Source organism: Candidatus Colwellia aromaticivorans, assembly GCF_003333305.1.
Lineage (GTDB): Bacteria > Pseudomonadota > Gammaproteobacteria > Enterobacterales > Alteromonadaceae > Colwellia > Colwellia aromaticivorans.
In genome coordinates this window covers 65,474-79,629 of the sequence record NZ_QOLD01000070.1, presented here as the reverse complement: position 1 = coordinate 79,629, position 14,156 = coordinate 65,474, and the positions used below count along the sequence as shown (strand labels likewise).

The following is a 14,156-nucleotide window of genomic DNA, read 5'->3' as shown; positions in this document are numbered from 1 at the left end:
CTCAGCTTATTTCAAACTGACTTAGCTAATAAAAGAGCAGTTTTTTTGATTGGTTTTAATAGATATCGACAATATGTTATCGCCATAGAAATGGTTTATAGCTCAAATTTTTAATAATTCAAAGATATTAAAAATCTGTAGATATAAGTAAAAAATCTACTGTTCGGCAAATAGTGGCGCTTTTAGAGTGGTGTTTACAAGGGGGTAGTGTATTTTATTTTTGCCAATACAATCAACTGTAGTGTTGATTTTTGGTACGTTGAAAAAAATTAAAACTATTAACACTACTCTGAGTATAGATGGCCACGAGTACTTTAAATTTAATCACCCATTAAATACTATTGTAGCAGTGGTACATTAAATCATAATGTGTGTGTTTAGTGATGGACTAAACTTAACGATATGAATCGATTTTAAAGGATATTGTTTAAAAACTATCTTTGATACTTATTGTTATATATTGATAACTGTAGTTCTTAAAGGCTTTGCAAAGAATTCAAAATCCGGTTTCGAAAGAAGTGACGGTTCAAGTCCGTCTTGCGGTACCATCTATAGAAAGCCCTGACTCGAAAGAGTCGGGGCTTTTTTTATGTCTACGTTGTGTGTTTGGAGACATTAGATTCAAACTTTTTGCCATATGTTTTCTATAGCTTCTTGACTTACCAACCTTTGCCTAACCGTTTACCATAATCAATAAATAACGGTGATTTAACGACACTATTCTCTCTTATTGATCATCGCCCGTAGTTTGTTGGTAACAGAAATTCAAAAGGGGATGCTTCACTGCCTCGTTCACAAGGTATCTCAATAATGACAGGACCATCTTCAGAATCAATTAGGGCTTGTTGCAAATAAGTTTTGAGCTCCGCCGGAGAGTTTGCACGATAGGCTTTGGCACCAAAGCTTTCAGCTAATTTTACGAAATCTGGGTTTTGCAGCTCTGAGCCGAAGGCGCGTCCTTCAAAGAAATTGATCTGATCTCGTCTAACATTGCCATAGGCGTTATTGTTAAATATGAGGGTGATAAGACCTACTTTATATTGCACTGCTGTGGCTAGCTCCTGTACGCCGAACATGAACCCACCATCACCCGCTATTGAAACGACTGGGGTATCAGGGTTGGCTATTTTGACACCTATACCGGTTTGAAATCCATGTCCCAGATTACCTTGATAGCCACAGGTGACTAATTTACGCGGTTCATAGACGGGGAAGCCATAATATGAAGCGAATCCTACTTGGGAGATTTCTTCAACGACAAAGGCATCACGTGGTAAAACGTCTCGCATTATTCCCAAGTAAGTCATTTGCGGTTGAATTTTTTTGTTGATTTGTGCCCACACATCGGCTTTGAGATCAGTGAATTCTTGTTCTTTTGAAAGGGGAGTTTCATAGTTAGTTGCAAGATCTTTAAGTAATGCACTCACCCCAAGCTTGGAATCAGAAACAATGCCTACGTCACCACGCAAGCGTACAGACTGTATTGGGTCAATGTCGATTCGAATCATATTATGGTTGGCGTTACCTTCTTGCCACCTGAAAGCGGGAAGCTCTAGTCGGGTACCAATACCTATCATTAAGTCTACTTTAGGGTAGTATTTGTAACCTTGTGCGCAGTTAAAACCATAAGGAGTATCATCCCCAACAATGCCTCGTCCACCACGAAAAGCGGCCACGGGCGCCTGAATTAGTTTGGCTAGTCGCGCGATCTCATCCTTAGCCTCTATAGCTCCGCTGCCTACATAAATCATAGGGTTTTTGGCTTTACGGATCATATCAGCTGCTTGGCTGATTTTATCAGCACGGGGTTCGATAATGGCGCCTGGGATGTGAGGGAAATTCATATCCACCATGGCTTTGTGACCGAGAACATCCATTGGCACTTCGAGCGCTACGGGTTGTATACGACCGCTAGTTAGGTTCTTAAATGCTTCTTCTACTATTGCGGGAGCTTCAGCGGTATGGTTTATACGGGCAGCCCACTTAGTCAGTGTACGTAGGGTGTTAAGCTGATCTGGAAGTTCGTGAAGCATGCCATGACCAACGCCCAAGAACTCACTGGGTACTTGTCCGGTAATGCAGAGTACGGGAGCATTATGGGCTGTACAAAGTGCCGCTGTTGTATTTAGTACACCAGGACCTGGCACTACACAATATGCGGCGACTTTACCTGTTGATTTTGCATATCCATAGGCAGCATAAGCAGAGCCTTGCTCATGGCGACTGACATAGGTTTTTATCTTATCTTGATGTTTGTGTAACGCATCGAAAAAAGTATAGGTTTGTGCGCCGGGAATACCGAAAATAGTATCCACACCGTTTTTAATCAGGGTTTGGATAATAGCGTCTGAACAGGTGATATTTTGCATTTTATTATTCCTTCGTTAACACTAGATCTGTTTTCTAATGTTTAGGGTCTGCTGGTTTTTTGTGACTATATTTTATCTAAAAAAGTAATCTCGATTAATTATTTCGCCAAAAACAGAAAGTCGAAATCACCATGCCCTCAACAATGCTTGCAGATAAGTATTGTTCAAAACTAAGTGTTATTTTTGTTATTTAACTTATGTACTAATTTGCGCTAAATTTAGTACTTTTTGTTATCTATAGTCAAAATTATAAGGAATATACTTAAAAACATTTGGAATTTATTCTTTACATAGTAAACAGACTTAAAATATAGGAAGTTATTAATAATATATATAATAAACAATTAACTAGGGTGGGCTGGTAGTCAGAACTGTGTAAACAAATGTGGAAAGTGACGCTTCAACTATCCCTTCTAGTAGTGTAACCTTCATTGTTGAAGGCAGTTGAAGAAAGCGGTGTCGCCACCTAAACGATGTTTTTAAGTTAATGCCACAATCGCTTGCTGACTCTCTTAGCACTTTGCCACTGATCATACATTGGAAATAATCTAGCCATTTTTCTTTATGCTGTAACCTAGCTAATGGTGTATTAGTCACAGCGTTAAAGGTTTTTGTGCAGTTTTTACAACGATACCTTTGCATAGCTTCAGCTTTACCGTGTCGATTGATCAAACAACTATGGCAATGGGGACACTTAGGTTCATCAATCATGCGTAGTTAAAGCTCTGTAATGATTGGCTGAATTAAACTATCGCCTTTTAAAAGCTTCTCTACATCTCTAACTTGCTTATCTGTTAGGTGTTCTAACGCGACTAATAGTTTTTTAAATTATGCTGATATCATAATAAGACACGCGAATACTGATGTTATATACAGTATGGTAACAATTTACGGGAACATAGCCAATAAGTTAGTTAACCTGAATGCCTTTAACCCAATGTAAAAATAGCCTTTTTTTTTCTTCAGTAATGTTTTCTGATTTAGCTAGTAAAACTTTGATGTCTTGTTCAAAGCCTTCATTTTCAAAGTGAGGAACATAGCTTTTCAGACTATCAAAATCTTGAAAGTTATTCTGATCCGCAAACTCTAGCAAAGCGGCTAACGTCACTAAGTTTTCTTCTTTTATTCCTGCGCTTGAGGCAATATTTCGCATGGCTAAATAACGAGCACGATTAACATAACGTTTAATGCTTCTTGGTGTATGGCTTGAAGTACCTAAGGCCTGCGCCCATACTGCAATTGCTTTTAAGAAAGGAACGGAGTCTTTTTCAACAACCTGCTTACGTTGTCGATATCGCTCTAATCTAATAATAAGGGCGACAATACCGACAATCAAGAAAGGTAATATAAAATTAATATAGTTTCGTTGTTGTTTTGGTTTTTCAAATGACCATAAAAATTTAGTTTCAGAAAGTTCTCCTATAGGAGCTTTCTCGCTATTATTATTCTCTTCTTTTTCTATGCTAGGTTGTGCAGGCTCAGTCATGGATGAGGTTATAGCGGAGGTTTGCTCAGTCTCGCTAATATCAATAGATACAACACCTGCTAAATAGGTGCCCAAAATAATACTGGCTGATAAAGCTAAAAAAAATAAAAGGGGTGATGACCAGTTCCATTTTGCAGAAGCGTTATTCTTAGGTGATTTTACACTTGCTGTTAAAGAACTTACTTGTGATGGGGTTGCGACTGGAACCGGAATTTCGATATTAATAATTTTTTCTAAATAACGTGTCGCCTTAAGCTGTAATTCTTCGGGCGATAAATCTTCGTGCGTATTGCGGTAATAATTAATGATAGCTTTTTCAACAGGCTCACGTTCCATGCCTAGCACAATGTAGCAATCGCCACTGGATACTAAGTAGTTAAGGGTTTCCATGACGTCCATTATGCGTGATTCTTTACACCTGTCTAAGTCATCAATAAAAATAGTAAGAGTAGTGTCGCCTAAGGCTTTACACAGCATATTAAACTCTTTGGCAAACTTTTCTCTTAAGCCCACGTTAGAACGTAAATCTAAATTACGACCGGGGGATCCAATCAATAATCTAATTGGGTTGCTTGATCTCACCATAGTCGATATTTTGTCCATGCTCGCCAGTAACAACGGAATACCACCAATTAATGTCGTTATAAAGGCGGTGATGTTTTGCCAGTTGTCTGTAAATGTCAGATTTTTACTCACCTCAAAATTAAAATCCTGTAGGGTTAGCCAGTAGCTTAATGAACCAAAGAAAAATAAAGAGGCAACTACATACATTAGTGGTGATTCTGACCAGCGCATTTTAAATAAATTCCAACGGTACAAGAGCCCTGCAGATGTCCAAACTTGAGGTATAGCGTTAGACTGCACAGAGTTTAATAATCCAGCTAAAAATTGTTCTTCATTTTGATGATGCCAAGCGTTTATCCAAACAGGTCGTAATCGATAAGATTCTAAATTCTGTTTTAAAAAATACATCAAGGAGGATTTACCACAGCCCCATACTCCTGAAATTACTAATGTTAAGGGCGCTTTTGTTCCAGTGTTGCGCAAGAAGCTAGAAAGCGCCTTTGAAATTTCTACAAATCCCAACTGGTCCTGACTTGTATCGTTCGCTGGGGCGTCTGAAATAAAGTTGTCAATTATTTGCTGTTCTGTAACCACGCTAAGGTCTTTATCTTCATTGGTAACACGAAGTGTGCGTAGTGATAAAAAGCTAAATACTACCAGAATTAATAAGGATAAAACTGAAGGATAAAGCTGTGGTGATGGCAACACGGTATCAATTTGCAATGCTGGCTTATTTGGATTAATTTTCCATATTTCAGGATGTATGGAAAAATAGGCAGTGGCTAAAGCAGCAACCGTACTTTTGTTGCCTTCTCCATCGATATAGTTGAAGATATTCCCGTCTACGACTTCCCATCTTGCTTTACCGTTTGAGTCATTTTGGATTGTTATTACAGTTTTGCTAGCATCCAAACGTTGCCAATTAATTGATTCTACTTCGTAATTTATTTCAATCAATACGCCGTTTTTGGCACCCACACCGTCTTTCCATTCATTAGTGTAATGTCTTTCAGCCCCATAAGAAGTTCCCTCAATATTATTAAGGTTAAAATTACCTTGGATATAAGTTTTAACCACTCTCACAAATCGGTCGCCTATAACAAGCGCATACTCGGGCGTGAATGAATCTAATTCCGTTGGCGGTGGGCTATAGGCTTGTTGCTGAAATTGTTGCTTTTCGTTATTCTTTTTTATTGGTTGTGTTTGCTCTACGTAAGTAGTTCTACCTACGTACCCACTTAGATTAATCTTTAGTCTTTTGCTTTCTGCGGGAATGGATTTAAAAAACTGATCAATTGAATTTTCTATCGAATTTGTCATCTGATCATTGTTATTGTCACCAAAGTTGATATTTAGTTGTGCACTTAACTGCTCATTATTTTCTTGTTTTATGACGCTAAGATTACCTTGAGGCATAATGCTTTGTGCTTGACCACTTTCAAATGTTAGTGCTAATTGCTCACCCACTACTGCATATTCAGTAATAGGCGATGTGGTATTAACAATGGTTACTCTATAAATTCCGTTTTCTTCTATGGGCTGCACCCAACTTTTCAGGCTAAACAATTCAAATTTTCTATCAAAGGGGGTTGGATTAGGTTGTGCAATGTAAGAAGTAAAATAAGCCAGAAAAATGCCTATCAGCATAATGCCTGAAGCGATGATCAATTTTTTCTTGGGAAAGTTTGATTTTATGTTTACTGATTCATTATCAGAAACGCCTTCGCTTACTTTGCGTTCAGTTTTTGAAGATGGAGAATTCACTTTTGTTGTTGGTTGCGACATTTTTATCCCCATGAGCTAAGTCCATATTATTACTCAAAAATACTATCGGAATACTATCGGATTAATATCAGTATAGTCACCAATGTGGACAAACGAAAATCGAATGATGCCTATTTAATTTGGCTGCTCATGTTTAAGTCTTTGGATATATTAAGTTCATTTAGTAAACGGGTATAAATGGATAAAACTGTAAATGAACTAAATCAATTATATTTATCAAAATTAACCCTTTCTATAAGCGGTTTAAAAGCTTACTTTCTCATTCTAAATATGAAAAATTGAATCAGTATTTCGCCATCTGTTTTTACTATGGCGGCGTGATAAATACTAAAGCTATTGTTATTCTGTTGATTTGTTTTCTGAACGAATAATGTAATAAGCTTAATATTCAAACCTTACTTTCTATTATTATTTTCATGATGAAAAAGAAAGCGGAGGTGAGCTGTAATAATGTATTAACTAAGTAGAAGAAAGATCGTAAATACAAATTCAAAAGTGTTAAGTAACTTTTTTGTAAAAGAATATTGAAAGTTATAACTATGTGTAAATTGAGTTTATATCAATAACTTAAAAGTATAGGTTTGTAGGTTTGTCGTCAATAAATAAAAAAATAAATAAAAAACTTGATACTGTACGACTATACAGTATACTTGTTTCATCAAAACGAAATTCCAGAAATCACCCGTGGAGCAACACATGAAAGACGATAAAGAAAAAGCACTATCTGCAGCATTAAGTCAGATTGAACGTCAATTTGGTAAAGGTTCAATCATGAAGTTAGGTGATAATAATACAATGGATGTAGAAACTATTTCTACCGGTTCATTGGGATTAGATATCGCCTTAGGTGCTGGTGGTTTACCTATGGGCAGAGTTGTAGAAATTTATGGTCCTGAATCAAGTGGTAAAACAACACTTACCTTAGAAGTAATTGCTGAAGCACAACGTAATAATAAAGTTTGTGCTTTTATTGATGCTGAACATGCGCTTGACCCAGTTTACGCTGAAAAGCTAGGTGTTAACATTAACGAGTTATTAATTTCGCAACCAGATACCGGTGAACAAGCACTCGAAATTGTTGACATGTTAACTCGCTCTGGGGCTATCGATGTTATTGTGGTTGACTCGGTTGCTGCACTGACACCAAAAGCTGAAATTGAAGGCGATATGGGTGATTCACACATGGGGCTTCAAGCGCGTATGCTTTCTCAAGCTATGCGTAAATTAACGGGTAACTTGAAAAAATCAAATACCATGCTTATTTTTATCAACCAAATACGTATGAAAATCGGTGTTATGTTTGGCAGCCCTGAAACAACTACCGGTGGTAATGCGCTTAAATTCTACGCATCAGTTCGTTTAGATATTCGCCGTATTGGCGCAGTAAAAAATGGTGATGAAATTGTTGGTAATGAAACTCGCGTTAAAGTAGTTAAAAACAAAATTGCACCACCATTTAAACAAGCTGAATTTCAAATTCTTTATGGCCAAGGTATTAACAACTTAGGTGAGTTAATTGATTTAGGCGTAAAGCATGAGTTTGTAGAAAAAGCAGGTGCATGGTATAGCTGTAATGGTGAACGTATTGGCCAAGGCAAGGCAAATGCGGCTAAATATTTAGCAGAGCATCCGGATATGGCAAAAGATGTTGATGCTAAATTACGTGATCTGTTTTTAAGTAAACCAGATACAGTTAAGAAAGAAGCGGTTGAAGTTGTTGAGTAATTTCAATTGCTAGGAAACTCTTAATCACTTGATAGCCTTTATTTTTACATAAAGGCTATTTTATTATTAGCTATACCCGTAATCATTCAAAGTGCGTGATTTCAGTGGGAATTAAAAGCCATTTAAGTAAGGCATTAAATTTATAGAATGGTTGTTCCATTCTTTAATTTAATAACGCTGCATAAATTACTTTTAAACCCATCGAAGAAGGGCTTGAGCAATATCACTTCATCGTTGCTGTGATTTATAAGGAAGTAACCATTATTACATCACAGCGCCTTGAATTGAAATCGCTCAAGCACTCTGAAACCTGCATATTGAATGGTAACGGGTATACCTTTTTGCTTGTAACAGGGCACGCAAACTGCTGAATAAATCCGAGTTTAAATTATTTATTAACCATGGGGTTATGTATACTTTGTCAAACGCGTAAATTTAATAATGCATATTTTTATAATAAACCATTTAGCCATCTATACGTTTAGAAGTTGACATATCTAGCAATCTAAGTAAGATTGGCTTATTGCTATTTTGTATATTATTTTTTCGTAATAGGTGTCTTATGCCCATTAAAATCCCCGACCAATTACCAGCGTTATCAATTTTAGATAATGAAAATATTTTTGTTATGTCTGAGAACAGAGCAGCATCTCAAGAAATTAGACCAATGCAAGTTGCTATTCTCAACTTAATGCCGAATAAAATTGAAACTGAAGTGCAAATATTGCGGATGTTGTCTAATACACCGTTACAGATAAATATTGAATTTATTCGTATACATAAAAACGTGTCTAAAAATACGCCAGAAGAGCATTTACAGAATTTTTACCATTTGTTTGATGATATAAAGCACAAACAATATGATGGCTTAATTATAACCGGTGCTCCATTAGCCTTGCTTGATTATTCGCAAGTGAAATTTTGGGATAAAATATGTGAAGTATTCGATTGGGCTGAAAAAAATGTCACTTCAACTATGTTTTCTTGTTGGGCTGCACATGCCGCTTTATATCACCATTATGGTCTCAATCGTCATTTGCGCAAAGAAAAACTTTCAGGTGTGTTTAAACATAAGCCACTTGATGATAAAGAGCCGCTAACTAGAGGCTTTGATGAAAACTTTAATGTGCCACATTCTCGTTATGGTTACATTGATAAATCAGATTATGAAAGTATTTCGGAAATACAAATATTAGCTGAATCTGCGGATGCAGGTGTATATTTGGCTGCAAGTAAAAACAAACAGCAAGTGTATTTAACAGGGCACCCTGAATACGACACAAGTACGCTGCATGAAGAGTATTTACGAGATAGTAGTAAAAATTCGAACACAGCTTTACCAAAAAATTATTATCAAGATGATGATGCTAGCAAGTCACCAGTTGGCTCATGGCGCAGTCATGGCAGTTTGCTTTATACTAATTGGCTAAACTACTATGTTTATCAAATGACACCATACCAATTAGATGCTTCAAATATGAGAGCTATCCATCCAGATACTGTTATTTGATTATTTACTGAAATATCAGCTAAGATTATTTAGCTAGTCACTATTATTTATCCTAGCCAGTAATTTAATACCATTCAAAATTGCGGAAAAAAGAACATGAAAAAATCATCATCATTTGCTTTATTTGAGCAACAATTAGCTAAAAATATTTTAATTCTTGATGGTGCTATGGGCACCATGATCCAAGCATATAAATTTGAAGAGCAAGATTTCAGAGCAGAACGCTTTGCTGATTGGCATACGGATGTTAAAGGCAATAACGATATGTTAGTGCTTACTCAGCCTGAAATAATTAAAGCGATTCATCTTGAGTATCTTGAAGCTGGCGCTGATATTCTTGAAACCAATACGTTTAACGCCACTACTATTGCCATGGCTGATTATGACATGGAAGAGTATAGCGCTGAAATTAACCGTGTTGCCGCGCAAATAGCGCGAGAAGCTGCGGATGAATACACTAAAAAAAATCCTGACCGCCCACGTTTTGTTGCCGGTGTTTTAGGACCAACAAACCGAACTTGTTCAATTTCACCTGACGTTAATGATCCTGCCTATCGTAACGTTACCTTTGATGAGCTGAAAGATGCTTATATTGAATCTACTCTAGCCCTAATTGAAGGGGGTAGCGATATTATTCTAATCGAAACAATCTTTGATACCTTGAATGCTAAGGCGGCAGTATTTGCGGTAGAAACTGTATTTGACCAGTTAGGTGAACGTTTACCTGTAATGATTTCAGGTACTATTACTGATGCTTCAGGGCGTACATTATCAGGGCAAACTACCGAAGCTTTTTACAATTCATTACGTCATGCAAAGCCAGTTTCCTTTGGTCTTAACTGTGCATTAGGCCCAGTTGAGTTACGTCAATATGTACAAGAATTAAGTCGTATTTGTGATACCGCTGTTTCTGCTCACCCTAATGCCGGTTTACCAAATGCCTTCGGTGAGTATGATTTTACCGTGGAAGACATGAATACCCATGTAGAAGAGTGGGCGAGCTCAGGCTTTTTAAATATTATTGGTGGTTGTTGTGGTACTACGCCTGAGCACATTAGAGGCATGGCTGACACGGTTGCTTCTCTTCATGCACAAGGAATAAAGCCGCGTAAAATTGAAAAACGTGAAATTGCCTGTCGCTTATCGGGTTTAGAAGCATTAACCATTAACAAAGATAGCTTATTTGTTAACGTTGGTGAGCGTACTAACGTAACGGGTTCGGCTATGTTTAAACGCTTAATTGTTGAAGAAGATTACGATAAAGCTATCTCTGTCGCATTACAGCAAGTAGAAAATGGCGCGCAGATTATCGACATCAACATGGACGAAGGTATGTTGGACTCAAAAACCGCCATGGTGCGCTTTTTGAACCTTATTGCTGGTGAGCCCGATATTGCGAAAGTGCCAATCATGATTGACTCCTCTAAATGGGACATCATTGAAGCGGGTCTTAAATGTATTCAAGGTAAAGGCATTGTTAATTCTATCAGCCTAAAAGAAGGCGAAGAAAACTTCCGTAAACAAGCTGAGTTATTACGACGTTATGGCGCCGCTGTTATCGTGATGGCGTTTGATGAAGAAGGACAAGCCGATACGCGTAAACGTAAATATGAAATTTGTCACCGTGCGTATCATATGCTGGTTGATGAAATTGGCTACCCAGCGGAAGATATTATTTTTGATCCTAATATTTTTGCTGTTGCCACCGGTATCGAAGAACACAATAACTACGCGGTCGATTTTATCGAAGCGGTTGATGATATTAAGAAAAACCTACCACATGCGATGATCTCTGGTGGTGTATCCAATGTCTCTTTCTCATTCAGGGGCAACAACCCAGTACGTGAAGCGATTCACGCAGTATTTTTATACTATGCCATTAAAAATGGTATGGACATGGGCATTGTTAATGCGGGTCAGCTAGCTATTTACTCAGACTTGCCTAAAAACTTAAAGCAAGCGGTAGAAGACGTTATTAACAATAGTGATGATGACGCGACTGAGCGTTTACTTGATATTGCCCAAGAATTCCATGGTAAAGCAGGCGGGCAGGCTTCAAAAGCGGATTTAACTTGGCGTGAATTACCTATCAATGCTCGCTTATCTCATGCGCTCGTTAAAGGCATTAATGAATTTATCATCGAAGATACTGAAGAAGCACGTTTAGCGGCAGACCGTCCTTTAAATGTTATTGAAGGGCCATTGATGGATGGCATGAATACTGTTGGTGATTTATTCGGCGCGGGTGAAATGTTCTTACCGCAAGTAGTAAAATCAGCAAGAGTAATGAAACAAGCCGTAGCCTATTTAAATCCTTTCATTGAGGAAGGAAAAACTGAAATAAGCACCAATGGTAAAGTGTTACTCGCAACCGTAAAAGGCGATGTACACGATATAGGTAAAAACATTGTTGGCGTTGTGCTGCAATGTAATAACTATGAAATTATTGACCTTGGCGTGATGGTTTCTTGTGATGATATTTTACGCGTAGCTAAAGAAGAGAATGTTGATATTATTGGTTTATCAGGCTTGATCACTCCATCCCTTGATGAAATGGTATATGTAGCCAAAGAAATGAAACGAACAGGTTTGAAATTGCCGTTATTAATTGGTGGAGCGACAACGTCAAAAGCACATACTGCTGTTAAAATTGAGCCGCAATATGATGAACCAGTGGTTTATGTATCAAATGCTTCACGCGCAGTATCTGTGGTGAGTAATTTATTATCAAGTGAACATAAAGCCGGTTTTTTTATGAGCACCAAAGAAGAGTATGAACGTGTACGAGTTCGTCACTATAAAAAAGGCCCACGTTCAAGTTTAATTAGTCTTGAAGCGGCACGTGCTAATGCGACTAAAATTAATTTTGAAGGTTATACGCCGAAAAAACCTAACAAATTGGGTGTGACGGTACTTGATAATATCGACTTGAACGAAGTGAGAAAATATATCGATTGGACGCCATTTTTCATGACATGGCAGATGTCAGGCAAGTTTCCTCTTATTTTAAAACATGAAGTGATTGGCGTTGAAGCAACGAACTTATTTAATGATGCTAATGCCATGCTTGATGATGTTATCAATAATAAAAAGATTTCTGCTAGGGCGGTTTTGGGTTTATTTCCTGCCAACAGTAATCAAGATGATATTCAGCTGTACACCGATGAAAGTCGCAGTGAGAAATTAATGAGGCTTCATCAATTACGTCAACAAAGTAAAAAACCAGCAGGGCAGTTTAACCGCTGTTTAGCTGATTATGTTGCTCCCGTTGATTCAGGTATTGAAGACTATATTGGTGCCTTTGCGGTATCAGCAGGTTTTGGTGTTGAAGAGTTGGTTAAAGTTTTTGATGCGGATCATGATGCTTATAACTCCATACTACTTAAAGCGGTGGCTGACAGACTAGCCGAAGCGAGCGCTGAATATTTACATGAAAAAATCCGTAAAGAATATTGGGGTTTTGCACCAGACGAAGACTTGAACAATGACGCGTTAATCCGCGAAAGTTACCAAGGTATTCGTCCTGCGCCAGGTTATCCTGCGTGTCCTGAACATACTGAAAAAGGTTTATTGTGGGAGCTGCTTAATGTTAAAGAAAACATTGATATGGACCTCACCTCAAGTTATGCCATGTGGCCAGGTGCTGCAGTAAGTGGTTGGTACTTCTCTCACCCTGAATCAAAGTACTTTGCTGTAGCAAAGTTGGCAAAAGATCAGGTGCTTGATTACGCTGCGCGTAAGGGCATGACTATAGAACAGGCTGAACGTTGGTTATCAGCAAACTTGGACTATGAGCCAGAGTAATATGAACTAGAGTAATATGAACCTGAGAGCTGAATAAGTCAGATAAGTAAAAGGCTGTACCATTTAAATAGTACAGCCTTTTTTATTGAGGTGTTTTGCTTGTAACGCTTTACGCTATTACAAGCATTTCACTAGTCTTGGTATAATACCAATATCACTAACTATGTGATCATTTCTACTTGTTAAAACGACCTACTACTTCGTTATTTATTTAATAGCTAGAACAACTAGTTATTGAAAAAAGTGCCTTGTATTTGACCGTTTTTCCTACGTATAAAATAGATCACTTAATTAATGAAACTGGTATAAGTTATGCGGATTGATATAAGTCTGTTTGTGGTACTTCAAACTTATTATTTAATTTGGCTGATAATACTCCTTTACGATGTGCTAGTGCTGATTGTAGTTTTTTTGCTACTTTTGCAATGGCAACATAAAGTTGTTTGTCAGAAGCATTTACGGTTACTTGTTCACCTTCATACAGTGTGGTTACTTCAAGTTTTTGTAGATGCGGTTCAACGGTGATAGTTGATTCTAGCGTCATAATTGACGGATAATGTTTAGAGATTTTCGCAAACTTATTCTCGATTGACTGCTTGATACCCTCAGTTATTTCAACGTGGTGTCCAGAAATTTTAATCTTCATAGTCTTACCTCTTTTGTTATCTTTGACTTTATCTTCAATTTCATAATCCTCCATCAGTCATAAAAATGCAATAAAAAAATGGTAGATAAATGCAATTAAATGTAACCAAATCTTTGGCCTATTTTGGGCATGAAAAATGCTAATAAAAAACTAATGAGTAAAGAAATAAGGCTACAACTGATCAGACCAAAAGCGACAAAAGAAAAAACGGCAAGTAACTTAGTTACTTGCCGTTTGTATTGTTATTGATGACTAATGCCTAGTAGT

The 14,156-nt window shown here is 37.4% G+C and carries 6 protein-coding genes and 1 pseudogene; 3 read left to right on the top strand and 4 right to left on the bottom strand.

All coding sequences use genetic code 11. The annotated features are described in order from the left end of the window. Positions 1-734 precede the first annotated feature (734 nt). The 3 genes and pseudogenes from DWA31_RS11165 to DWA31_RS11160 all read right to left on the bottom strand — a co-directional run bounded on the left by DWA31_RS11165 (position 735) and on the right by DWA31_RS11160 (position 6,204). On the bottom strand, positions 735-2,369 hold the full coding sequence (locus DWA31_RS11165) for a thiamine pyrophosphate-dependent enzyme (protein WP_114326663.1): 1,635 nt from the start codon (positions 2,367-2,369) through the stop codon (positions 735-737). Between the two features lie 372 nt (positions 2,370-2,741). Beyond that, positions 2,742-3,197: pseudogene (locus DWA31_RS17530) on the bottom strand (transposase); the annotation flags it as partial. A gap of 82 nt (positions 3,198-3,279) precedes the next feature. Further along, positions 3,280-6,204, bottom strand: coding sequence for a KAP family P-loop NTPase fold protein (locus tag DWA31_RS11160; protein WP_168427334.1), 2,925 nt, complete (start codon positions 6,202-6,204; stop codon positions 3,280-3,282). 696 nt (positions 6,205-6,900) lie between these two features. Here DWA31_RS11160 and recA point away from each other — a divergent pair. From recA to metH, 3 genes are all read left to right on the top strand, one after another. After that, positions 6,901-7,929 carry a recombinase RecA gene (recA, locus tag DWA31_RS11155; protein WP_114326661.1) on the top strand — a complete coding sequence of 343 codons (1,029 nt, stop codon included), beginning with the start codon at positions 6,901-6,903 and terminating at the stop codon, positions 7,927-7,929. A gap of 562 nt (positions 7,930-8,491) precedes the next feature. Beyond that, positions 8,492-9,439, top strand: coding sequence for a homoserine O-succinyltransferase (locus tag DWA31_RS11150; RefSeq protein ID WP_114326660.1), 948 nt, complete (start codon positions 8,492-8,494; stop codon positions 9,437-9,439). 96 nt (positions 9,440-9,535) lie between these two features. Beyond that, positions 9,536-13,243, top strand: a complete 3,708-nt coding sequence (gene metH / locus DWA31_RS11145) for a methionine synthase (protein WP_114326659.1) — start codon at positions 9,536-9,538, stop codon at positions 13,241-13,243. A gap of 310 nt (positions 13,244-13,553) precedes the next feature. Here metH and hpf read toward each other — a convergent pair whose 3' ends face one another. Then, on the bottom strand, positions 13,554-13,889 hold the full coding sequence (gene hpf / locus DWA31_RS11140; RefSeq protein WP_114326658.1) for a ribosome hibernation-promoting factor, HPF/YfiA family: 336 nt from the start codon (positions 13,887-13,889) through the stop codon (positions 13,554-13,556). Positions 13,890-14,156 lie beyond the last annotated feature (267 nt).

What these genes read in the sequence shown, in the direction of transcription:
- DWA31_RS11165 (WP_114326663.1), bottom strand. Translation starts at nt 2,369, where the DNA reads ATGCAAAATATCACCTGTTCAGACGCTATTATCCAAACCCTGATTAAA.
- DWA31_RS11160 (WP_168427334.1), bottom strand. Translation starts at nt 6,204, where the DNA reads ATGTCGCAACCAACAACAAAAGTGAATTCTCCATCTTCAAAAACTGAA.
- recA (WP_114326661.1), top strand. Translation starts at nt 6,901, where the DNA reads ATGAAAGACGATAAAGAAAAAGCACTATCTGCAGCATTAAGTCAGATT.
- DWA31_RS11150 (WP_114326660.1), top strand. Translation starts at nt 8,492, where the DNA reads ATGCCCATTAAAATCCCCGACCAATTACCAGCGTTATCAATTTTAGAT.
- metH (WP_114326659.1), top strand. Translation starts at nt 9,536, where the DNA reads ATGAAAAAATCATCATCATTTGCTTTATTTGAGCAACAATTAGCTAAA.
- hpf (WP_114326658.1), bottom strand. Translation starts at nt 13,889, where the DNA reads ATGAAGATTAAAATTTCTGGACACCACGTTGAAATAACTGAGGGTATC.